This window comes from Fusibacillus kribbianus (assembly GCF_030053595.1).
GTDB lineage: Bacteria > Bacillota > Clostridia > Lachnospirales > Lachnospiraceae > Lientehia > Lientehia kribbiana.
The window spans coordinates 59,148-79,315 of record NZ_JASGBQ010000010.1 but is presented as its reverse complement, the minus strand read 5'-3'; the positions used below and the strand labels follow the sequence as shown (position 1 = coordinate 79,315).

At 50.2% G+C, this 20,168-nt stretch carries 23 protein-coding genes; 20 read left to right on the top strand and 3 right to left on the bottom strand.

The features are described from left to right. From QJ036_RS07525 to QJ036_RS07475, 11 genes are all read left to right on the top strand, one after another. The coding region (locus QJ036_RS07525) for an IS256 family transposase (RefSeq protein WP_283230773.1) at nucleotides 1-886 on the top strand (886 nt) is incomplete at its 5' end. A gap of 158 nt (nucleotides 887-1,044) precedes the next feature. Continuing rightward, nucleotides 1,045-1,659 carry a TetR/AcrR family transcriptional regulator gene (locus QJ036_RS07520; protein WP_283230772.1) on the top strand — a complete coding sequence of 205 codons (615 nt, stop codon included), beginning with the start codon at nucleotides 1,045-1,047 and terminating at the stop codon, nucleotides 1,657-1,659. Nucleotides 1,660-1,661: 2 nt separating this feature from the next. Further along, nucleotides 1,662-2,543 (top strand): ABC transporter ATP-binding protein, encoded by an 882-nt coding sequence (locus QJ036_RS07515; protein WP_283230771.1) that lies wholly within the window; start codon nucleotides 1,662-1,664, stop codon nucleotides 2,541-2,543. Beyond that, complete coding sequence (locus tag QJ036_RS07510) at nucleotides 2,540-3,325, top strand: ABC transporter permease subunit (protein ID WP_283230770.1); 786 nt, start codon at nucleotides 2,540-2,542, stop codon at nucleotides 3,323-3,325. The genes QJ036_RS07515 and QJ036_RS07510 overlap by 4 nt, the downstream gene beginning before the upstream one ends. A 219-nt stretch (nucleotides 3,326-3,544) precedes the next feature. Beyond that, complete coding sequence (locus QJ036_RS07505; RefSeq protein WP_283230769.1) at nucleotides 3,545-4,282, top strand: pseudouridine synthase; 738 nt, start codon at nucleotides 3,545-3,547, stop codon at nucleotides 4,280-4,282. A gap of 2 nt (nucleotides 4,283-4,284) precedes the next feature. After that, nucleotides 4,285-6,252, top strand: coding sequence for an NAD-dependent DNA ligase LigA (ligA, locus tag QJ036_RS07500; protein WP_283230768.1), 1,968 nt, complete (start codon nucleotides 4,285-4,287; stop codon nucleotides 6,250-6,252). Between the two features lie 3 nt (nucleotides 6,253-6,255). Beyond that, on the top strand, nucleotides 6,256-7,182 hold the full coding sequence (gene metA, locus QJ036_RS07495) for a homoserine O-acetyltransferase MetA (RefSeq protein ID WP_283230767.1): 927 nt from the start codon (nucleotides 6,256-6,258) through the stop codon (nucleotides 7,180-7,182). Nucleotides 7,183-7,357: 175 nt separating this feature from the next. Next, entirely contained in the window at nucleotides 7,358-7,624 is a 267-nt protein-coding gene (locus QJ036_RS07490) for a type II toxin-antitoxin system Phd/YefM family antitoxin (RefSeq protein ID WP_283230766.1), read from the top strand. After that, on the top strand, nucleotides 7,617-7,880 hold the full coding sequence (locus tag QJ036_RS07485) for a Txe/YoeB family addiction module toxin (protein ID WP_283230765.1): 264 nt from the start codon (nucleotides 7,617-7,619) through the stop codon (nucleotides 7,878-7,880). Before QJ036_RS07490 ends, QJ036_RS07485 begins: the two co-directional genes overlap by 8 nt. Nucleotides 7,881-8,128: 248 nt before the next feature. Next, nucleotides 8,129-8,347, top strand: a complete 219-nt coding sequence (locus QJ036_RS07480; protein ID WP_283230764.1) for a hypothetical protein — start codon at nucleotides 8,129-8,131, stop codon at nucleotides 8,345-8,347. Beyond that, entirely contained in the window at nucleotides 8,341-8,532 is a 192-nt protein-coding gene (locus QJ036_RS07475; protein WP_283230763.1) for a hypothetical protein, read from the top strand. Before QJ036_RS07480 ends, QJ036_RS07475 begins: the two co-directional genes overlap by 7 nt. Before the next feature lie 87 nt (nucleotides 8,533-8,619). On the opposite strand, the gene QJ036_RS07470 is transcribed toward QJ036_RS07475, so the two are convergent. Then, nucleotides 8,620-10,167, bottom strand: a complete 1,548-nt coding sequence (locus QJ036_RS07470) for a polysaccharide biosynthesis protein (RefSeq protein ID WP_283230762.1) — start codon at nucleotides 10,165-10,167, stop codon at nucleotides 8,620-8,622. A 202-nt stretch (nucleotides 10,168-10,369) separates the two neighbouring features. Between QJ036_RS07470 and QJ036_RS07465 the strand changes: the two genes are divergently transcribed. Genes QJ036_RS07465 through QJ036_RS07445 form a run of 5 tightly spaced genes read left to right on the top strand, consistent with a single transcriptional unit; the run spans nucleotide 10,370 to nucleotide 14,766 of the window. Then, the gene (locus tag QJ036_RS07465) at nucleotides 10,370-10,813 is read left to right on the top strand and encodes an RrF2 family transcriptional regulator (protein WP_283230761.1); all 444 of its coding nucleotides are present in this window, start codon (nucleotides 10,370-10,372) and stop codon (nucleotides 10,811-10,813) included. A 30-nt stretch (nucleotides 10,814-10,843) separates the two neighbouring features. After that, the gene (gene nifS / locus QJ036_RS07460; RefSeq protein WP_283230760.1) at nucleotides 10,844-12,043 is read left to right on the top strand and encodes a cysteine desulfurase NifS; all 1,200 of its coding nucleotides are present in this window, start codon (nucleotides 10,844-10,846) and stop codon (nucleotides 12,041-12,043) included. A gap of 28 nt (nucleotides 12,044-12,071) precedes the next feature. Continuing rightward, nucleotides 12,072-12,509 (top strand): Fe-S cluster assembly scaffold protein NifU, encoded by a 438-nt coding sequence (nifU, locus tag QJ036_RS07455; RefSeq protein ID WP_283230759.1) that lies wholly within the window; start codon nucleotides 12,072-12,074, stop codon nucleotides 12,507-12,509. Continuing rightward, nucleotides 12,509-13,618 carry a tRNA 2-thiouridine(34) synthase MnmA gene (gene mnmA, locus QJ036_RS07450; protein WP_283230758.1) on the top strand — a complete coding sequence of 370 codons (1,110 nt, stop codon included), beginning with the start codon at nucleotides 12,509-12,511 and terminating at the stop codon, nucleotides 13,616-13,618. The genes nifU and mnmA overlap by 1 nt, the downstream gene beginning before the upstream one ends. A 20-nt stretch (nucleotides 13,619-13,638) precedes the next feature. Next, nucleotides 13,639-14,766 (top strand): N-acetylmuramoyl-L-alanine amidase, encoded by a 1,128-nt coding sequence (locus QJ036_RS07445; protein ID WP_283230757.1) that lies wholly within the window; start codon nucleotides 13,639-13,641, stop codon nucleotides 14,764-14,766. Nucleotides 14,767-14,841: 75 nt separating this feature from the next. Here the strand turns inward: QJ036_RS07445 and QJ036_RS07440 are convergent, their stop codons facing one another. Continuing rightward, complete coding sequence (locus QJ036_RS07440) at nucleotides 14,842-15,981, bottom strand: Gfo/Idh/MocA family protein (RefSeq protein ID WP_283230756.1); 1,140 nt, start codon at nucleotides 15,979-15,981, stop codon at nucleotides 14,842-14,844. A 182-nt stretch (nucleotides 15,982-16,163) separates the two neighbouring features. Between QJ036_RS07440 and QJ036_RS07435 the strand changes: the two genes are divergently transcribed. The 3 genes from QJ036_RS07435 to QJ036_RS07425 are packed head-to-tail and all read left to right on the top strand — an operon-like array spanning nucleotide 16,164 to nucleotide 19,117. Beyond that, the gene (locus QJ036_RS07435; protein WP_283230755.1) at nucleotides 16,164-17,300 is read left to right on the top strand and encodes a CobW family GTP-binding protein; all 1,137 of its coding nucleotides are present in this window, start codon (nucleotides 16,164-16,166) and stop codon (nucleotides 17,298-17,300) included. A gap of 14 nt (nucleotides 17,301-17,314) precedes the next feature. Continuing rightward, the gene (locus QJ036_RS07430; RefSeq protein WP_283230754.1) at nucleotides 17,315-18,259 is read left to right on the top strand and encodes a TIGR03943 family putative permease subunit; all 945 of its coding nucleotides are present in this window, start codon (nucleotides 17,315-17,317) and stop codon (nucleotides 18,257-18,259) included. Between the two features lie 42 nt (nucleotides 18,260-18,301). Continuing rightward, nucleotides 18,302-19,117, top strand: a complete 816-nt coding sequence (locus QJ036_RS07425; RefSeq protein ID WP_283230753.1) for an MBL fold metallo-hydrolase — start codon at nucleotides 18,302-18,304, stop codon at nucleotides 19,115-19,117. A 94-nt stretch (nucleotides 19,118-19,211) separates the two neighbouring features. Here the strand turns inward: QJ036_RS07425 and QJ036_RS07420 are convergent, their stop codons facing one another. Next, a complete protein-coding gene (locus QJ036_RS07420) occupies nucleotides 19,212-19,388 on the bottom strand; it encodes a hypothetical protein (protein WP_283230752.1) in 177 nt (58 codons plus the stop codon). 83 nt (nucleotides 19,389-19,471) lie between these two features. Between QJ036_RS07420 and QJ036_RS07415 the strand changes: the two genes are divergently transcribed. After that, complete coding sequence (locus QJ036_RS07415) at nucleotides 19,472-20,164, top strand: alpha/beta fold hydrolase (protein ID WP_283230751.1); 693 nt, start codon at nucleotides 19,472-19,474, stop codon at nucleotides 20,162-20,164. Nucleotides 20,165-20,168: the final 4 nt, after the last annotated feature.

Genomic DNA, 20,168 nt, shown 5'->3' with positions numbered 1-20,168 from the left:
AATGTATCTGGCAGGCGTTTCTGTACGGCGTGTCGAGGATATCACCGAAGCCTTGTGGGGAACAAAAGTATCCCCAGGCACTATCAGCAACCTCAATAAAAAGGCATATGAGCATATCGAAACCTGGCGTACACGCCCATTGGTCGGCAGCTATCCGTATGTCTATGTGGATGGCGTCTATCTGAAACGCAGTTGGGGTGGTGAAATCCAAAACGTTTCTATCCTTGTTGCCATTGGAGTCAGCAACGATGGCTGCCGTGAAATCATCGGTGCAGCTGAAGGGATGAAAGAAGACAAGGAGAGCTGGCGATCCTTCTTTGTATGGCTGAAAGAGCGAGGCTTAACTGGAGTCCGCCTGATCATCGGAGATAAAAATCTCGGAATGCTTGAAACCATACCAGAAGTATTTCCGGATGCCCATTATCAACGCTGTACTGTCCATTTTTACCGGAACATTTTCTCTGTTACTCCACGTAATAAGATGAAGGCTGTAGCCATGATGTTAAAGGCCATTCATGCCCAGGAGAGCAAGGAAGCAGCACGTGGGAAGGCACGACAGGTTGCTGAAAAACTGAAGGAAATGAAGCTTAGTTCTGCCGCCAAAAAGCTACAGGATGGCATTGAAGAAACTCTAACCTACATGGACTTTCCAACACAGCACTGGACCAGAATCCGGACCAATAATACCATTGAACGGCTGAATCGAGAGATCAAACGCCGAACCAAAGCAATCGGCGCTTTTCCTGACGGCCAAAGTGCTCTGATGCTCGTATGTGCCAGACTGCGCCATGTAGCCGGAACCCAATGGGGAACCAGACGCTACATGAATATGGATCACCTTTCCAAACCAGAGGATGACCTGCTGTCTGATATCATAGCCGGTTAACTGCCATCTGCTGAACGGCAGAAATTAAATTTGCGAAAAACTATTGACACTATCGACGTCACAGGATAAAATACATATTTCTCCCCGGGAGGGTCTTCTCAAAAACGGTCAGTGGAGTATAATTATAATTGACCGATACGGTCAACGGAGGAATGGCAATGAATGAAAAATTTTTTACCCTGCCGGAGGAAAAAAGGCAGGCGATCATCAATGCAGGATATCGGGTGTTTTCGCAGAATTCCTACAAGAAGAGCCCGATGAGTGAGATCGCCGGGGTTGCAGGTATCAGTAAATCCCTGTTGTTTCATTATTTTCAGAATAAGAAGGAGCTGTATCTGTTTCTTTGGAATAACTGTGCGGATGTTACGATGCAGTATCTGAACGAATGGGGATGCTACGAACAGAATGATATGTTTGAGAATATGTATCGGGGACTTAAAGCAAAAGCATGTATTATGAGGCAATATCCGGATATGGGAAATTTTGTGATAAAGGCCTATTATGAGAAGGATCCGGAGGTTTGCGGGGAGATTCAGAAAAGTATTGCAGAACGGGGCGTATTTAAGAAAAATGCTGCTCAGCTGAGGCTGGATCCGGAACAGTTTGTGCCGGGACTGGATCTTCAGATGATGTATCAGGACATGTACTGGGCCTCGGAGGGATATCTCTGGGAAAAATTTCAGCGGGGAACAGTGGATGCGGACGAGATGGAGCAGGATTTCATGAAGCTGCTGGAATTTTGGAAAAAACTGTATCTGAGAAAAGAGGGATGACTATGAATGCAATCGAAGCAAAGGGACTTACCAAATTTTATGGAAAAGCCAGGGGGATCGTTGACCTGGATCTGACGGTTTCCGAGGGGGAATTTTTTGGATTTATCGGTCCCAACGGAGCGGGCAAAAGCACCACCATCCGCACCCTTCTGGGACTCATCAAAAAAAGCAGGGGAAGCGCGCAGATTTTGGGGAAGGACATTGAAACAGACAGGAAGGAGATTCTGTCCCAGGTGGGATATCTGCCGTCGGAGGCTGTTTTTTATTCCGGAATGCGGGTGAAGGATGTGATCCGTTTTTCAGCTGATCTTCGGGGAAAGGACTGCAGGAAAGAAGCGGGAGAGCTGTGCGAACGGTTTGATCTTGACAGCTCGAAAAAGGTGGAGGAGCTGTCCTTTGGAAACCGCAAAAAGGTTGGCATTGTCTGTGCCCTGCAGCACGATCCGCGGCTGTGCATCCTGGATGAGCCGACCGGAGGGCTTGATCCCCTCATGCAGAGGGAATTCTTTTCCGTCCTCAGGGAAAGAAACAGCCGGGGAACCACGATTTTTCTTTCCTCCCATATTTTGTCGGAGATACAGAGAAACTGTACCAGAGCGGCCATCATCCGGGAGGGAAAGCTGATCGCCTGCGACAGTGTGGAGGCACTTTCGAAAACCAGCGCAAAACGGATCCATATCCAGGGCGAGGTCGATATGAAAGCACTTTCCCATATCCGTGACCTGCAAAAGACCGATGACGGTGTGAGCTTTTTGTACGGCGGAGACATCAACCTTCTGCTTCAGGTTCTTGCAGGGCAGCATATCCGGGATCTGTCCGTAGCTGAGCCGGATCTGGAAGAGATCTTTATGCATTATTATCTGGACGGAGGCGAGGAAAAATGACAGTGATCAGGCACGAATTAAAGCAGAACAGAATTTCTCTGGCGGTGTGGACAGGAGTCATCGGTCTCCTGTTTGCAGTCTGTATTTTTATGTTTCCGGAAATGAAGGGAGAGATGGACGGGGTAAGCGAGATGTTTGCCTCCATGGGAAGCTTTACCGCGGCGTTCGGGATGGATAAGGTCAATTTTGGCAGTCTGACCGGCTTTTACGCGGTGGAGTGCGGCAATATACTGGGACTTGGAGGAGCTTTTTTTGCATCCCTTTTTGCGGTATCTGTCCTTGCCAAGGAGGAGAAGGATCATACGGCGGAATTTCTTCTGACCCACCCGGTCAGCCGCAGCCGCATTGTGGCAGAGAAGCTCATTGCCGTCATGCTCCAGATTCTCATTTTAAATGTGGTGATCTATGGGCTGTCTGTTGCTTCCATTGTCCTGGTGGGTGAGACGGTACCGTGGAAGGCAGTCACCCTTCTGCATCTGGCCTATTTGCTTTTGCAGTTTGAGCTTGCCGGAATCTGTTTCGGCATTTCCGCCTTCCTGCGCAGAGGAAGCATCGGAATCGGGCTCGGCCTTGCAGCTGTCATGTATTTTTTGAATATTATTGCCAATATAGCTGACAGTGGGAAAATCCTTAAATATATCACGCCCTTTGGGTATGCAGAGGGAGCGGACATTATGACAGAGCTCAGCCTGGACTGGGGACTTGTGGCTCTGGGTATGGTGTTTGGGATTGCCGGTATCATGATCGGATGGGTGAAATACTGCAGAAAAGATATCAGGTAGTCCGCAGTGGGCTTCACGGGGATTGCAGCTTGAGTTTTATCAGGATTCTGCCGGGCGGAGTCTGGATCAACTCCGGACTTCGCTCGTTTTGTTTCGCTTTTTTCTGCCGGGAGGAATGAAAGGACACTTCTTGACTATCGGCGGCGGGAAGGGTATACTGTTCGTAGCGTGAAAAGCGGAATGGCCGGAGGAGTTACGGCAGAATGGAGATCGGACAGTATGGAAGAAGCGGGAATCCGTTTGAATAAAATGTTAAGCGAGGCGGGTGTCTGCTCCCGCAGGGAAGCCGACAGACTCATTGAGGCTGGCCGGATCACGGTGGACGGCGTGACTGCTTCCATGGGACAGAGGATCCTTCCCGGGCAGCAGGTTTTGCTGGACGGAAAGGCCGTGGGCGGAAAAGAACGCCCGGTGCTTCTCCTGGTCAACAAACCCGCCGGGGTCGTGTGCACGACGGCGGAATTCAAAAATGAGAAAAACATTGTGGATATGGTCGATTACCCGGTCCGGCTTTATCCGGTAGGACGGCTGGATAAGGAATCGGAGGGACTGATCCTGATGACCAATCAGGGAGACCTGATGAATAAAATCCTTCGCCCGGGAAATGCTCATCAAAAGGAATATCTGGTAAAAGTGAACCGGCCGGTGACGCCGGAATTTCTGGAGGCCATGCGGAGAGGAGTGCCGATCCTCGGGACAGTGACAGCGCCCTGCCAGGTGGAAAAAACCGGATCGCAGAGCTTCCGCATCATCCTGACGCAGGGATTAAACCGTCAGATCCGCCGGATGTGTGAGTATTTTGGTTACCGGGTGGCAGCGCTCAAACGGGTACGGGTGCTGAATTTTGTGGTGGACGGCATTCCACTCGGGGGATACCGGGAGGCAACAGAGGCGGAAATGAGAAGCCTTCGGGAGCTTCTCAGAGATTCCAGCGGGAAGCCCTACAAAGAGAGGTAATTATGGAGAACGAAAAAAAGCTTGCGCGGATGAAAGATTTGGTCCGGATCCTCGATGAGGCTGCAAAAGCCTATTATCAGGAGAATCGGGAGATCATGAGCAATTATGAATACGATGCGCTGTACGATGAGCTTGCCGCCCTTGAGACTGAGACCGGGGTCACTCTGTCCAAAAGTCCGACAGTCAGAGTGGGCTATGAGCTTCTCAGCGAGCTTCCCAGGGAAGCCCATGAGAGCCCCATGCTGTCCCTGGATAAGACGAAGGATGCTCAGGCGCTGGCTGCCTGGCTTAAGGATAAGGAGGGGCTTCTTTCCTGGAAGTTAGATGGTCTTACCATTGTTCTTACCTATCGGGACGGAAAGCTTTTCAAAGCGGTCACCAGGGGAAACGGAGAGATCGGCGAGGTGATCACGGCCAATGCGAAGGTCTTTGCCAATCTGCCCCTTTCCATTTCCTATCAGGGAGAACTGGTGCTCCGGGGGGAGGCAGTCATCAAATACTCAGATTTTCAGAAGATCAATGAAGAGATTGGAGACGCCGATGCCAGATACAAGAATCCCAGAAATCTGTGCAGCGGTTCGGTCCGCCAGCTGAACAGTGAAATAACCGCCCGGAGAAATGTGAATTTCTTTGCCTTTTCCCTGGTAAAGGCGGAGGGTGTGGATTTTGAAAATTCCAGAGAGAAGCAGCTTGCCTGGCTGGCAGCCCAGGGCTTTGATGTGGTGGAATATAAAAGAGTGGATAGAGAAACAACGGAAGCGGCCGTGGAGGAATTTGCCGAAAGGATCGGGGACAATGACTTTCCCTCCGATGGTCTTGTCCTTGTTTACGACGATATTGCCTATGGACGTTCCCTTGGAAGAACGGCCAAGTTTCCCCGGGATTCCATTGCTTTCAAGTGGGCTGATGAGGTTCAGTCCACTCATCTTTCCTATATTGAATGGAGTGCTTCCAGAACGGGTCTCATCAATCCGGTGGCAGTTTTTGAACCGGTGGAGCTGGAGGGTACCACGGTCAGCAGAGCCAGCGTTCACAACGTGAGTATTGTGGAGGCGCTGGAGCTGGGTGAGGGAGATGAGATCACAGTCTATAAGGCCAACATGATCATTCCCCAGATCGCAGAGAACCGGACCAGAAGCGGGAGTGTGAAAATTCCCTCATCCTGTCCTGTTTGCGGCGGCCCCACACAGATCCGTCAGGAAAATGGGGTTAAGGCGTTATATTGTACGAATCCGGATTGTCAGGCAAAGAAGATCAAGCGTTTTTCCCTGTTCGCGAGCCGGGATGCCATGAATGTGGACGGCCTTTCGGAGGCAACGCTGGAGAAGTTTGTGGATGCCGGTTTTGTCCGGGAGTTTGCAGATCTGTTTCAGCTGGAAAATCACAGGGAAGAGATCATTTCCATGGAGGGCTTTGGTGAAAAATCCTTTGAAAATCTCAAAGCTTCCCTGGAAAAAGCAAGGACGACCACTCTGCCACGGTTTGTCTACGGACTGGGGATCGCAGGGATCGGCGCTGCCAACGCCAGAGTCCTTTGCAGGGCTTTTGATTATGATTTTGAAAGACTCCGTCACGCGGACAGGGAGGAACTGGAGCAGATCGAGGGCATCGGCCCGGTGATCGCAGACGGGATCCTGACGTACTTTAAGTCGGAGAGGAATACGGGGGAGGTTGACCGAATGCTTAAGCTGGTGACATTTCAGGATGAAATGCCATCAGCGGCTGAACAGCTTCTGGCAGGAAAGACCTTTGTTATTACCGGCTCTGTTGAGCATTTTGCCAACAGAAATGAAGTCAAGGCACTCATTGAGCGTCTGGGCGGCAAGGTGACAGGTTCCGTTACGGCCAGAACCGATTACCTCATCAACAACGATATCATGTCAGGCTCCTCCAAAAATAAAAAGGCAAAGGAGCTGGGAATTCCCATCATTACGGAGGAGGAATTCCTGAAGCTGACGGAACAGGAGTAGATTATGCCAATTAAGGTACAGAATGATTTGCCGGCGCGGGCAATACTTGAGACGGAAAATATTTTTATGATGGATGAGAACCGCGCCCTTTCCCAGGATATTCGCCCCCTTCAGATCGTTATTCTGAATCTGATGCCGGTGAAGGAGGATACGGAGACTCAGCTTCTCCGTGCCCTGTCCAATACCCCCATTCAGCTGGACATCACCTTTCTTCACATGTCCAGCCATGAATCGACCCATACTTCAGTGAGCCATCTGAATAAGTTTTATGTGACCTTTGATGCCATCCGGAAACAGAAATTCGACGGCATGATCATCACCGGCGCGCCAGTGGAGCAGATGGAGTTTGAGGATGTGGATTACTGGGAAGAGCTCACGAAGATCATGAAGTGGACCAATACCCATGTGACCTCCACGGTGCATATCTGTTGGGGAGCTCAGGCCGGACTTTACTATCATTACGGGATCCAGAAGCATGAGATGGAGAAAAAGCTCTTCGGCATTTTTGAGCAGCGGGTGCTGGACCGCACCGTACCGCTGGTGCGCGGCTTTGACGACGTGTTCCGTGCGCCCCATTCCCGGTACACTTATGTAAAAAAAGAGGACATTGAAGCCTGTCCGGAGCTTAAGATCCTGGCAGAGTCTGATGAGGCAGGTGTTTTCCTGGTGCAGAGCCTGGACGGAAAGCGGATCTTTGTCATGGGCCATCCGGAATATGACCGTGTAACCCTTGACGGCGAGTACCGCCGCGACAGAGGCAAGGGAATGGATACGGCGATCCCGAAAAACTATTATCCCGATGATGATCCGGAGAAGCGGCCGATGCTTACCTGGAGGATGCACGCCAACGCTCTGTACAACAACTGGATCAATTTCTATGTATATCAGGTGACGCCTTATCTTCTGGAGGAGAGCGAGACGGACGTTTAGTAAAAGCGAGAATAAGCCCATGGTTTTACAGAAATGTAAAGCGGTGGGCTTATTTTTTATAACTGAAGCGGTTAAGGTGAATAATATATAACAAACCCATTGACGTACAGAAAACTGTACGCTATAATAAAGAAAACAAAACGTACAGAAAACTGTACTTGAAGGAGGCGTTTATATGTTAGCAGTTAATTATACAAATCTTCGTGAGAATATGAAAGCCTACATGGACAAAGTGACAGAGGATTATGAAACTGTGATTGTTACCAGAAAAGACAATCGGAATGTGGTCATACTGTCGGAAGAAAACTATAACAATTTGATGGAAAATGCGTATCTTATGGGAAATAAAGCGAACTTTGACTGGCTGATGGAATCCAAAGCACAGTTAGAAAAGGGTGCTGTTGCCATTCATGATCTGACAGAGGAAGCTGCGGATGAATAAATTGTTTACAGATAACGGATGGGAGGATTATGTCTACTGGCAGACTGAGGACAGAAAGACACTGAAAAAAATAAATACTCTGATAGAAGATATATGCAGAAACGGCAATGAGGGAATTGGAAAACCGGAGCCATTAAAAGGGAATTTAGCCGGGTTCTGGAGCAGACGGATTAACGATAAAGACAGGTTGGTTTACAAGATTGATGCTAATAATGTATATATCCTGTCCTGCAGATATCACTATGGAGATAAGTAAGAGATAAAAGTACCAACATGAGAAAAAGAAAGACCGGATTTGGCGGCTGTTCTTCCGATGGGGCAGCCTGCTGTATCTGGCGATTTGTGGTCAGAAGCCTGGATCACAGGAGACAATATTCGTGAATTCTTTATTCGGGACGTTTGGCACTTTTATTTTATGTAATGCCTGCGGTATATTGCATTGGAAGGCAAAAGGTTCTGTATCCGTTGATTTCAGGGGGAACGTATGAGGATACGGTACGAATCATGAATTCTGTCAGACTTCGACTTGGAATAAACCGGGAGATTTCTGTTTATTATCACGGTAATCTGCGGGCACCGATGGTAACCGGTGTATTCCGTCCGGAAATCTACCTTCCAAAACGATATTATGATATGGGAGATATGGAGCTTTCCTGGAAGGAATACTTTAAGCGTATCCTGAATCAGGCTTACGTGGGAAAAAAGATGATTTTTCCATGGTAGTCTGTTTGTATGAAGGCGCGGATGATATGCAGAAGCGAATTTTGCGGATGAATGATTACAACCAGAAAATGGAGGAAAAGCCCGGTATTTCTGCTTTGCTTGTGACGGTGTTTTTTCTGATCAGCTGTGGCTTTATGGTTCTTTTTGGAAAGGCGGCAGAGCTTCTCATAAGCCTGATGCGATAAAACAGTGCGGCGTCAGTATTCATGGATATGTTGTCCTCTGTACATGGATGCTGCAAGAAAAGGAGAAAAACGATGAATAAACGAAGCTTATTCCTTCCTGGTTACAAAGAGAAAGAAAAGATAGCTGAGGACAAAGAAAAAGCCTGAGACACAAAGATCCGGCAGATCCGGTATTCCGTCATGGATGGGGAGAGCATCCCAGGCGGCAGAAATCCCGATGGAGAGGATGACGGCTGCAGCAGGACGGAGGAGCTCATAGACCGGAGAGAGGAAAAATCCGGTCTTTTTATACAGGAATACAAGGTGGCAGAAGGTGAGAATCAGCTCGCTTATGAGGAGTCCGCACAGATAAGCCCGGATTCCCATGACAGGAACGAAAAGCACCACAAAAAGAAGCCTGACAAAGAGACTTACGGCAGAATGAAGAAAGGTGTTTTTGGTATATCCCAGTCCGTTGATGATGCTTGCTGCGGTTCCTGCCACATACAGAAAGGGACAGAGCCAGGCAAGAACGGTGAGAAAGCTTCCCGCTTCGGCATTGTGAAAGATGACAGGGCCGAGCGTGGGACCGAAACGCAGGAAAATTCCGGCAAAGAGGATTCCGATGTACAGGCTGCAGCGGATCGAGATCCCTGCGGAGTAATGGATGCGGTCATAGGCGTTGGCTGACTGGGCGGCAGCAATATGAGGAAGAAGCATGACAGCCAGAGAGCCGGTGATGGCTGTGGGAAAGAGGATAAAGGGAAGTGCCATTCCGGTCAGCACACCGTATACGCTTAAGGCATCGGAGGCAGAGAGTCCGTAGCTGCGCAGGCAGCCGGGAATCATAATTGCCTCGGCGCTCTGGAGAAGGCTGATGATCAGCCGGTTGCCCATGAGGGGAAGAGCCAGGAAAAGGAGGCCCTGGAGGAGGGCCCTGTTTGTAGGCTGAGGGGAATGCCTGGAACGGGCGCCTTTTGCGGCAGAGGAGGAGCGCCGGTATGCCTGTCTGCTACTTCGCATGGAAAAGGACAAAAGGCTCGTAAACAAAGCGCCTGCTTCACCGGCCAGATGACCGAGGACTGCATAAACGGCGGTGAGCGGTTTCCCGGAGGCCTCAGCAATATGGATGACGGTGATCACTGTGAAGATCCGGACAAATTGCTCTGCAAGCTGGGCGGCAGCGGGGATCTGGGCTTTACTGATGCCGTAGTAATAGCCGCAGATACAGGAATGGACGGCGCTTAAGGGGACAGAGAAGGCCAGGATTTTAAGAAGGTTTTCGGACCGGGGCTCTAAAAGAACGAGGCGGGCCAGAAAGGGAGCAAACCGGTAAATACCAAACGCTGCAGTCATGGCCAGAGAAAGAGCCAGAAGGAGTCCGCAGGCCAGATAACGGCGGCTGGCTCCTTCTTCTTTTTTTTGGTATTCGGCCGCTACAAATCGGGATATGGCCGTCTGCATGGAGCCGCAGCAGAGGGAAAAGCAGATGCTGTATACAGGATAGACAAGCTGATACAGTCCCATAGCCTCCGTGCTGATTTTATGGGAAAGAAAAATCCGGTAGAAAAATCCGGCGATCCGGGCAATGATGCCGGAACCGGTCAGAAGGAGGGTGCCGAGAATCAGGGGATTTTTTTGCTTTTTATTATTCATGGGATCGAAACCTCAACAGAAATAAAATGAAAGGCGGCCAGAAATCGTGTATGCTACAGTATATTCATCGGTTCCTCTGTAATATTTCTGCCTTTGTAAAGATATATGGCAGAAGATTGCACAGACAGCTTGACAAAGATACCTGCGGGTGGTATAGTTACATTGTAATTCATAGTAAAACACTGGGGATTCGGAGGGCGGCATGAAATTATCGACAAAGGGCCGGTACGGACTCCGGGCCATGGTTGACCTGGCAGTGACCTGTGAGGAAGGTCCTGTGCCCATTCAGGCCATTGCAAAACGCCAGGATCTGTCAGAAAAATATCTGGAGCAGCTTCTGGGCATGCTGAAAAAGGCGGGGCTTGTGAAAAGCATCCGCGGCAATCAGGGCGGTTATCAGATCGCGGGCGATACGGCAGACATTTCTGTGGGAGATATCCTGCGGGCGCTGGAGGGGGAACTCCTTCCTGTGGACTGCGTGGGCTTTGAGGATGAGACCAGCTGCAAGGCGGCGAAATCCTGTGCGACGAAATATGTCTGGAAGAAAATCAACGAGAGCCTGGAGGATACGGTGAATCATATTACTCTGAAGGAGCTTGTAGCGCAGACAAAATCCATGCAGGCAGGGACATGGAAGGAAGAATAATATAACAATAAGGAAAGAAGGATATTGATTATGGAACGGTTGATTTATCTGGATAACGCGGCAACAACAAAAGTAAACCCGAAGGTTTTGGATGCCATGCTTCCCTATTTTACAGAGAAATTCGGCAATCCTTCCGCAGTATACAGCTTCGCGGCGGAAAACAAGAAGGCCATCACTGAGGCAAGAGAGAGCATTGCCAGGGTGCTGGGAGCAAACACCGAGGAGATCTATTTCACGGCAGGCGGCTCCGAGTCCGATAACTGGGCACTGAAGGCTACAGCTGAGGCATACGAGAAAAAGGGAAAGCATATTATTACCACAAAGATCGAGCATCATGCGATCCTTCATACCTGTGAATACCTGGAAGGCAGGGGCTATGAGATCACTTATCTGAATGTGGATGAAAACGGTGTTGTTGACATGGAGGAACTTAAGGCAGCCATCCGTCCAGACACCATTCTGATTTCCGTTATGTTTGCAAATAACGAAATCGGAACTATGCAGCCCATCGCCGAGATCGGAAAGCTGGCCAGGGAAAAAGGAATCCTTTTCCATACGGATGCGGTTCAGGCTTTCGGTCATGTACCGATCAATGTGGACGAGATGGGGATCGATATGCTCAGCGCCAGCGGCCACAAGTTAAACGGACCTAAGGGCATCGGTTTCCTCTATATCAGAAAGGGCGTGAAGATCCGTTCCTTCGTTCACGGCGGAGCTCAGGAGAGAAAGCGCCGTGCCGGTACGGAGAATGTACCCGGTATCGTGGGAATCGGCGTGGCAGCGAAGCTTTGTGCTGACACTATGGAAGAAAGAAGCAAGAGGGAAACAGAGCTTCGGGATCATCTGATCGAGCGTGTCATGAAGGAAATTCCCTACACCAGACTCAATGGTCATAGGACCAGACGTCTGCCCAACAATGCCAACTTCAGCTTCCAGTTTGTGGAAGGGGAATCCATGCTGATCATGCTGGATATGGCCGGTATCTGTGCTTCCAGCGGCTCTGCCTGCACTTCCGGATCTCTGGATCCGTCCCATGTGCTTCTGGCTATCGGGCTGCCTCACGAGATCGCACACGGTTCTCTGAGACTGACCCTTGGCGAAGATACCACTCTGGAAGAGATTGATTTTGTAGTTGATAAATTAAAAGAAATTGTTGCAAAGCTTCGTTCTATGTCGCCGCTGTATGAGGATTTCATCAGCAAGGGCAAAGAAGTAGTGAATGCAGACTGACAGACAGATTGAACACGGAGGAATTAAAATGTACAGTGAGAAAGTAATGGACCATTTTCAGAATCCCAGAAATGTGGGAGAGATAGAAGGGGCCAGCGGTGTTGGTACCGTTGGCAATGCAAAATGCGGCGATATCATGCGGATCTATCTGGATATCGATGAGAATCAGATCATCCGCGATGTGAAGTTTAAGACCTTTGGCTGCGGTGCAGCCGTAGCGACCAGCAGTATGGCCACTGAAATGGTGAAGGGAAAATCTGTCAACGAAGCCCTTCTGGTGACCAACAAGGCGGTTATGGAAGCCCTTGACGGACTTCCCCCCGTCAAGGTTCATTGTTCTCTGCTGGCGGAAGAAGCCATCCATGCCGCACTGTGGGATTATGCAGAGAAGAATCATATTAAAATAGAGGGTCTCTCCAAACCCAAGTCTGATATCAGCGAGGGTGAAGAGGAAGAAGAGTATTGATGGTAAAGAAAAAAGTAGTGGTGGGCATGTCGGGCGGAGTGGATTCGTCGGTGGCAGCCTGTCTGCTCAAAGAGCAGGGCTATGAGGTCATTGGTGTGACCATGCAGATATGGCAGGATGAAGACCGGACAGTCATCGAAGAAAACGGTGGCTGCTGCGGTCTTTCTGCAGTTGAGGATGCAAGAAGGGTGGCTTCCATCCTGGACATTCCTTATTATGTGATGAATTTTAAGGATATCTTTAAGGAAAAGGTCATCCGGTATTTTGTGGATGACTATATTCACGGAAGGACTCCCAACCCCTGCATTGCCTGCAACCGGTATGTGAAATGGGAGGCGCTCCTTCGAAGAAGCATGGAGATCGGGGCCGATTACATTGCCACCGGTCATTACGCCAGAATCGAACAGCTTTCCAATGGCCGTATGGCCGTCAGAAATTCGGTGACTGCGGCCAAGGATCAGACCTATGCCCTGTATAATCTTACCCAGGAGCAGCTTCGCCATACGCTGATGCCGGTGGGGGATTATACAAAGGACGAGATTCGGGCCATTGCGGCAAAGCGGGGACTTGCGGTGGCCGGGAAGCCGGACAGCCAGGAGATCTGCTTTGTGCCGGATAATGATTATGGGAGCTTTATTGAAAAGAATACGGATATGCCCCTTTCTCCGGGCAATTATGTAGACAAAAACGGACGGATCCTTGGACGACACCGGGGCATCATTCATTATACCGTGGGGCAGAGAAAGGGACTTAATCTGTCCATGGGCCATCCTGTTTTTGTGACGGAGATCCGTCCCGAAACGAACGAGGTGGTGATCGGGGAGGCGGAGGACGTCTTTACCGATACGGTTTACTGCAATCAGCTGAATTATATGGCTCTTTCCGATTTCGACGAAGGAAAAGAGCTTTTGGGGAAGATCCGCTACGGACACCGGGGGGAAAGCTGTACAGTGAAGAAGATCGGCAGAGATCTGCTGGAATGTCGGTTTTTAAAGCCGGTGCGGGCTGTGACGCCGGGACAGGCCCTGGTTCTTTATGACGGGGAATATGTGGCCGGAGGCGGCACCATCCTTTCCCGGGCGGAAGCCGAACGGCAGAAAGAACAATAGAAGCAGGGAGGAGCTTGATTATGAAAAAGAGATTGTGCCGGGTGCTGCCCCTTGTCTTTTTGACAGCAGTCAGTCTGGCTGTCAGCGGCTGCAAAAAGACGGCGGTTTCTGTTGAGTCATCGGGAGAAGCAGTGGAAACTCTTTCGCCGTCAGTCCAGGGAAGCGGAGAGAGCTCCGCTCCGGTTCAGACAGATACGACGGCAGCGACGACGACGGCAGAGGCCACCGGGGCTGAAACCGTGGCCGAGACAACGGCGGTTTCCTTTCAGGATGTGGATGAGACGGTATATGCAACGGAAACCGTAAATATCCGGGTGAATGCGGATACTGCCGCGGAGGCAGTGGGAAAGCTTCGTGCCGGAAAATCAGTGAAACGGACAGGCTATAACGATACTTGGAGCCGCGTGGAATATGAGGGACAGATATGCTATATCGCTTCTGCATATCTGACGACGGAAGAGCCGGCCACCGTTCCGGCAGGCTCCGGTCAGGCCGGCACAGGAATCTATCATGGAGGAAGCGGTCCGTTGGTCTGCATTGATGCAGGACATCAGGCTGTCGGGAACAATGAGAAGGAGCCCATCGGTCCGGGAGCTTCCGAGACGAAGAAAAAGGTTTCCTACGGTACTGCGGGAGCAGCCTCCGGTCTGGATGAGTATGAGCTGAATCTGACGGTTTCCCTTAAGCTGCGAGACGAGCTTCTGGCCAGAGGCTATCAGGTCCTGATGATCCGGGAAACAAACGATGTGAATATCAGCAATGCAGAGAGAGCTGCCATTGCCAACAATGCGGATGCTGACATTTTTATCCGGATCCATGCCAATGGGTCCGATAACAGCTCGAAGACGGGCTCCATGACCATCTGTCCGACCTCGTCCAATCCTTACTGCAGTGAAATCTATGCAGAAAGCCGGGAGCTTTCCGACTGTGTTCTGGATTATATGACATCATCCACAGGATTTGGAAGCAACGGAGTATGGGAGACGGATACCATGAGTGGGATCAACTGGTGTGAGGTGCCTGTGACCATTGTGGAGATGGGTTATATGAGCAATCCCGATGAGGATCTGGAGATGGCATCCTCCTCCTGTCAGTCAAGGATCGTGGATGGGATCGCCAACGGCATTGATGCATATTTTGGAAGATGACAGGTGTATTCGATTGAAAAAGGGAAAGGGTACTGCGGCCGGCAGTACCCTTAATCGTTGCGGATCTTTTCAGAATTATTTCACATCGACCCATTGCCCAAGACGGTTGCTTTCGAGACAGGCCTCCAGCAGCTTTTCAATATGATGCCCATCCTCAAAGGTGGCAAAATGAGGCTCGCCGCCCTCTCTCAGATACCGGTAAAACTGGCTGATGGCATTTGTCAGCGCATCGTTCCAGCCGACCGGATGGCCTCCGGGAAGAGAGGCGTAGGGGATGGCAGACCCATGAAGGGTGTCAGGGGAGGAATGAATGAGGGTCGTTCCCGATTCCCTGCTGCCGATGAGCAGCCTGTCGGGGGTTTCCTGGTGCCAGTACATGGAATAACGGGAGCCGTCGATGTTTACGGCAAAGTCATTTTTATGACCTGCGGATACCTGGGAGACCACAGCATTTCCGCAGGTACCGTCCTCAAACTCCACCAGAATGAAAGCTGCGTCCTCTGAATCGACTCTGACCATGGCAGGCTGGTCTCCGGAGGGCTTTCCAAAGGTGGTAGCCGGAGTTTCAAATTGTTTCCTCGTTTCATGGACGGTCAGCAGTCTGGCAAATACCCGGGTGATTTTTTTGCCGGTGATGAACTGCACGGTGTCGAACCAGTGGGAGCCGATGTCGGCGACGGCACGGGAAGCTCCGCCGAGCCCGGGAATGCAGCGCCAGTTATAGTCATCCTCATACATCAGCCAGTCCTGGATATAGCGGCCATGGACAAAAAAGGTCCGTCCCCATTCTTCACCGGCGACACGCTCGTGCATATCCTGAACGATGGCATTATGGCGGTAATTGAAATTGACGGCTGCAGCCAGTCCTTTTTCCCTGGCAAGGGTCACAAGCTGCTCTGTTTCCTCTGACGAGTTTGCAAGTGGTTTTTCGCAGTAAACGTGGACACCGGAGAGCAGTGCTTTTTTGCTGATCTCAAAGTGAGAATTGTTGGGAGTACATACATGAAGAACATCCAGCTGTTCTTTTTCCAGCATCTCCTCCAGGTTATCGTAGGCGTGAGGAATAAACCGTTCCCTGCAGAAGCTCTTTGCAGTTTCCAGATTTCTGCTGGTGACGGCGGCAATCTGTACGCCGGGGATTCTTCGGAGCGCTTCGGCCTGAAGAACTCCCATCATTCCGGCCCCCACAATGCCGGCCCGAAAGATTTTTTCCATTTAACAGCCTCCTTTCCCGCGATTGGCTCTGTTTTATATAGCTATTATAATGAATCGGAGGCGCGTTTTCAAGGCAATGATGGGATGCGGGACAAAGGGGCTTGCAACTTCTGGAAAAAAGCATTAAAATATGTCCTGCGGGCTTCTGCCTGCAATTTAATAAGAGAAAGGAAGAAGAAATCATGACAAAAATAGATATTTTTTCCGGTTTTCTGGGAGCCGGAAAGACAACTCTGATCAAAAAGCTGATCAAGGAAGCTTTCGCAGGCGAGAAGCTTGTGCTGATTGAAAACGAATTCGGCGAAATCGCCATTGACGGCGGTTTTCTGCAGGATTCCGGCATTGAGATCACCGAGATGAATTCCGGCTGTATCTGCTGCAGTCTGGTAGGTGACTTTGGCGAAGCTCTGAAAAAGGTGCTGGATCAGTTCCATCCGGACAGAATACTCATTGAGCCCTCCGGTGTCGGCAAGCTGAGTGATGTGATCCGCGCGGTGCAGAATCTTCATATGGAGGATGTGTCCTTAAACAGCTTTACAGCCGTAGCTGATGCGGGAAAATGCAAAATGTATATGAAGAACTTCGGTGAGTTTTACAATGACCAGGTGGAACACGCCAATTCCATTATATTAAGCCGCACCGACGGGATCTCCGACCAGAAGCTGGCGGCCTGCGTGGAGCTTTTAAGAGAGCATAATTCGGTGGCAACGATCATTACGACTCCCTGGGATCAGCTTTCCGGAGCACAGATCCTGGAAGCCATGGAGCATAAGGATACTCTGGAAGAAGAGCTTCGGGAGCTGGAAGAGGAAGCCCATCACGATCACGACCATCATCACCACGATGATCACGATCATGACCATGAGCATCATCACGGGGAAGACTGCTGCTGCGGCCACGACCATGATCACGACCATCACGATCACGACCATCACGATCATGACCACCACGATCATGATCACGACCATCATGATCATGACCATCATCATGACGGAGACTGCTGCTGCGGCCATGACCACGATCATGACCATCACCATCATCATGCAGATGAGGTGTTCACCAGCTGGGGCGTGGAGACGACCAGAAGATTTACGAAGGAGGAGCTTGAGCGGGCGCTGGAGGCATTGGATGACAGCGAACAATACGGAACGATCCTCCGAGCCAAGGGAATTGTGGCCGGAGCCGGGGAAGGATTCCTTCATTTTGATTATGTGCCCGGTGAAAAAAATGTCCGTGACGGTTCGGCAGCAGTTACGGGCCGTCTGTGCGTGATCGGTTCTCACATAAATGAGGAAGCTCTGAAAAAGCTGTTTGCCTGATTGGAGGAGAGAAAATGGAAGATTTGCCGGTTTATCTGTTTACCGGATTTCTGGAAGCAGGAAAGACAAAGTTTATTCAGGAGACTCTGGGAGACAAACGATTCAATGACGGGGAGCGGACACTGCTTCTTCTCTGCGAGGAAGGAGAACTGGAATACGACACCACGCTTCCCTGTATGGAAAATGTGTTTATAGAGACACTGGAACATGAGTCAGATCTGACTCCAAGGGTTCTGGATTATCTGGAAAAAAAGCACAGGGCAGAACGGGTCCTTGTTGAGTACAACGGTATGTGGCAGCTTAGCAGCCTTTACGACAATATGCCGGATGCCTGGGCGGTATGCCAGGAGTTCCTGTTTGTGGATGCGTCCACCTTCTTAGGCTACAATGCCAATATGAGAAGTCTTGTGGTCGATAAGCTATCCAGCTGTGAACTGGTAGTATTTAACCGGTTCACCGAGTCCATGGATAAGATGGAATTTCACAAGATCGTCCGCGGTGTAAGCCGGCGGACAGATATCGCCTATGAATACGGGGAGGGAAGAGTGGAATACGATGACATCGAAGATCCTCTTCCCTACGATCTCAATGCGCCGGTCATCGAACTGAAGGATGAGGACTATGCCATTTGGTACCGGGATGTATCGGAAGAGCCGAAAAAATATCACGGAAAGATCGTGGAGTATAAGGGCATGGCCATCGTCAATCCCCGATTTAAGCAGGGGAGCTTTGCCTTTGGCCGACAGGTCATGACCTGCTGTGTGGATGACATTCAGTTTGCCAGCTTTTTAGCTCAGGGGGAACCGAATCAGTTGCCCGAGAGCCGGACCTGGTATAAAATGCGGTTTAAAATGGAATTCAAATTCCACAAGCTGTACGGCCGGAAGGGACCGGTGCTTACGGTTCTTTCCATGGAGAAGACAGAGCCGCCCAAGGAGGCTGTGGCGACCTTTTATTGAGAGTGAGACAGCAGGAAGTATCAGTGATGTAGGGAGAGGGAAATGTACGCAAGAATTCTGATTGATAATAAGTCTGACCACGGACTGATCTGTGAGTGGGGCCTGGCGGTGTATATTGAGTATGAGGGCCACAAGCTTTTGCTTGACACGGGATCCAGTGGAGCCTTTGTGAAAAATGCGGAAAGCCTTGGCGTAAATCTCGAGGAGATTGAATACGGTGTGCTGTCCCATGCTCATTACGACCATTCCGATGGCCTGGCGGAGTTCTTTTCCAGGAACAGGACTGCCTCCTTTTACATGAGAGTCGGTACCGGTGAGAACTGTTATGGAAAAAGGTGGATATTTCATAAGTATATTGGGATAAAAAAAGGATTTTTGGAACAGTATACGGATCGGATCGTGTATGCAGATGGGATTTTTGAAATGATTCCCGGAGCATATCTGGTTCCACATAAGACACCCGGTCTTGATAAAACAGGTGCACGGGCGGGGCTTTATGTGAAACGGGGAAGAAGGTTGGTTCCCGATTCCTTTGCCCATGAGCAGAGCCTTGTACTTGACACAAAGGAGGGGCTGGTGATTTTCAGCAGCTGTTCCCACGGCGGAGCGGATACGATTATCCGCGAGGTCACGGATGCTTTTCCGGGCAAAGAGATCTGTGCACTAATAGGAGGTCTGCATCTTTACCGGACTTCGGAGCAGGAGGTGCGGGCGCTGGCCGGCAGGGTACGGAAGCTTGGAATACGGAGACTTATCACCGGACATTGTACCGGAGAGAGGGCAATGGCTGTTCTGGAGGAGGAGCTTCCCGGCGTGGCGGAAGCTTTACATACGGGAATGGAATTTGAAATCGGATAAAAAGAGGAGGTGTAAGGCCTCTTTCTTTTTACTACATGGAAAATCTGGAAATTGACTGGGATAATAAGTGTAAAGAAAGAGAACCAGTGAAGACCTACGGATATTCTGAGATGCATTCGGAACAATCAGGATCCAGGCTGCAGGAGAAATCCAGAACGTCGTCAGGAAATCTGGTACAGGTGCTCTTGGCGATCCAGACAGTGTGGACGGCCTTTCTGCCGTCACGGGGACAAGTTTGATTTTCATATGTTTCTTCATGTTTTTCTTTCATGGAAGCTGCCCATCCTTTCGTCAGTATTATACCGCCTTTCTGTGGCTGCTGGCAAGAGGAGATCAGACAGGACGGAGGAGAAAATGGAAAAGAATTTTAAACTGTTTTATACGGAGGAAGGGCGGGGAACACCCCTTGTACTTCTCCACGGAAATGGAGAGGACAGCTCCTATTTTTCGGCACAAATGGAATATTTAAAGAATGATTACCGGGTCATTGCTGTGGACACGAGGGGCCACGGAAGATCTCCCAGGGGTACAGCTCCCTTTACCCTGCGTCAGTTTGCGGAGGATTTAAAAGAACTTCTGGACCAAATGGAATTAAGAAGGATCCTTCTCCTGGGCTTCAGCGACGGGGCCAATATTGCCATGCTGTTTGCGCTTTCCCATCCGGAATATGTGGAAAAGCTGATTCTGGACGGCGGAAACACAAGGCCGTCGGGGGTAAAGCTCCGATACCAGATCCCCATTGTTCTGGGCTGGTGTGCTGCTTTGGCTGCTGCACGTTTTGATCAAAAGGCCGTGAAGAAAAAGGAGCTTCTTGGCCTTATGGTAAAGGAACCTCATATCCGGCCGGAGGACTTTGCCGGGTTTTCCGTTCCGACCCTTGTGATGGCTGGGACAAAAGATATGATCCGGGATTCTCATACGAGGAAGCTTCAGAGGAGTATTCCGGGAAGCAGGCTTTGTGTGATGGACGGAACTCATTTTATTGCAGCTGAGAGACCTGAGGAGTTTAACAGACATGTCCATGAGTTTCTGGAGGAAGGAAGTTGATGAA

Excerpts from the sequence above, each read along its gene's own strand:
- QJ036_RS07420 (WP_283230752.1), bottom strand. The coding sequence starts at position 19,388 with ATGAAAGAAAAACATGAAGAAACATATGAAAATCAAACTTGTCCCCGT.
- nifU (WP_283230759.1), top strand. The coding sequence starts at position 12,072 with ATGTACAGTGAGAAAGTAATGGACCATTTTCAGAATCCCAGAAATGTG.
- QJ036_RS07430 (WP_283230754.1), top strand. The coding sequence starts at position 17,315 with ATGGAAGATTTGCCGGTTTATCTGTTTACCGGATTTCTGGAAGCAGGA.
- QJ036_RS07485 (WP_283230765.1), top strand. The coding sequence starts at position 7,617 with ATGAATAAATTGTTTACAGATAACGGATGGGAGGATTATGTCTACTGG.
- mnmA (WP_283230758.1), top strand. The coding sequence starts at position 12,509 with ATGGTAAAGAAAAAAGTAGTGGTGGGCATGTCGGGCGGAGTGGATTCG.
- QJ036_RS07520 (WP_283230772.1), top strand. The coding sequence starts at position 1,045 with ATGAATGAAAAATTTTTTACCCTGCCGGAGGAAAAAAGGCAGGCGATC.
- QJ036_RS07440 (WP_283230756.1), bottom strand. The coding sequence starts at position 15,981 with ATGGAAAAAATCTTTCGGGCCGGCATTGTGGGGGCCGGAATGATGGGA.
- ligA (WP_283230768.1), top strand. The coding sequence starts at position 4,285 with ATGGAGAACGAAAAAAAGCTTGCGCGGATGAAAGATTTGGTCCGGATC.
- QJ036_RS07470 (WP_283230762.1), bottom strand. The coding sequence starts at position 10,167 with ATGAATAATAAAAAGCAAAAAAATCCCCTGATTCTCGGCACCCTCCTT.
- QJ036_RS07515 (WP_283230771.1), top strand. The coding sequence starts at position 1,662 with ATGAATGCAATCGAAGCAAAGGGACTTACCAAATTTTATGGAAAAGCC.
- QJ036_RS07505 (WP_283230769.1), top strand. The coding sequence starts at position 3,545 with ATGGAAGAAGCGGGAATCCGTTTGAATAAAATGTTAAGCGAGGCGGGT.
- QJ036_RS07510 (WP_283230770.1), top strand. The coding sequence starts at position 2,540 with ATGACAGTGATCAGGCACGAATTAAAGCAGAACAGAATTTCTCTGGCG.
- QJ036_RS07445 (WP_283230757.1), top strand. The coding sequence starts at position 13,639 with ATGAAAAAGAGATTGTGCCGGGTGCTGCCCCTTGTCTTTTTGACAGCA.
- QJ036_RS07435 (WP_283230755.1), top strand. The coding sequence starts at position 16,164 with ATGACAAAAATAGATATTTTTTCCGGTTTTCTGGGAGCCGGAAAGACA.
- QJ036_RS07425 (WP_283230753.1), top strand. The coding sequence starts at position 18,302 with ATGTACGCAAGAATTCTGATTGATAATAAGTCTGACCACGGACTGATC.
- nifS (WP_283230760.1), top strand. The coding sequence starts at position 10,844 with ATGGAACGGTTGATTTATCTGGATAACGCGGCAACAACAAAAGTAAAC.
- QJ036_RS07480 (WP_283230764.1), top strand. The coding sequence starts at position 8,129 with ATGAATTCTGTCAGACTTCGACTTGGAATAAACCGGGAGATTTCTGTT.
- QJ036_RS07415 (WP_283230751.1), top strand. The coding sequence starts at position 19,472 with ATGGAAAAGAATTTTAAACTGTTTTATACGGAGGAAGGGCGGGGAACA.
- QJ036_RS07490 (WP_283230766.1), top strand. The coding sequence starts at position 7,358 with ATGTTAGCAGTTAATTATACAAATCTTCGTGAGAATATGAAAGCCTAC.
- QJ036_RS07465 (WP_283230761.1), top strand. The coding sequence starts at position 10,370 with ATGAAATTATCGACAAAGGGCCGGTACGGACTCCGGGCCATGGTTGAC.
- QJ036_RS07475 (WP_283230763.1), top strand. The coding sequence starts at position 8,341 with ATGGTAGTCTGTTTGTATGAAGGCGCGGATGATATGCAGAAGCGAATT.
- metA (WP_283230767.1), top strand. The coding sequence starts at position 6,256 with ATGCCAATTAAGGTACAGAATGATTTGCCGGCGCGGGCAATACTTGAG.